Annotated in this window: 1 protein-coding gene; it reads left to right on the top strand. The window is 44.1% G+C overall.

The features are described 5' to 3' along the window. Positions 1–340: phage tail tape measure protein (locus ACNART_RS17970; protein ID WP_416303695.1), on the top strand; the 340-nt coding region annotated here is incomplete at both ends.

The raw sequence follows: 340 nt of genomic DNA, 5'->3' as shown, positions 1-340 counted from the left end.
GGCACAAAGAGCCAGTTCTACATTAGGGAGAAGTTTTGGTGGTGCACTTGCATTTCTTGGTGGGCCTCTTGGGATTGCGACAGGATTATTGACCGCGGGGGCAATGGCTTACTATGAGTGGCAACAACAAGCAGAACAATCAAGACAAAAGGCTCTTGAGTATGCAGAGTCATTAGACGTTGCAACGGAGTCATTAAACAAATTAAGTGATGCGGAGCGTCAAGCTTCAATCGGAAAACTGGCTGAAGGTTTAGATGCACAAATTGAGAAAATAGAAGAGCTAAAGAGAAAGCAAGAGGACTTAAAAAAATCATCGGATTTGGGTGGGGCAAATAAAGGC

It is taken from the genome of Proteus sp. LHD240705, from assembly GCF_047921555.1.
Lineage (GTDB): Bacteria > Pseudomonadota > Gammaproteobacteria > Enterobacterales > Enterobacteriaceae > Proteus.
Note: the sequence above shows the minus strand (reverse complement) of the source record. Positions and strands in the feature narration are given on the sequence as shown.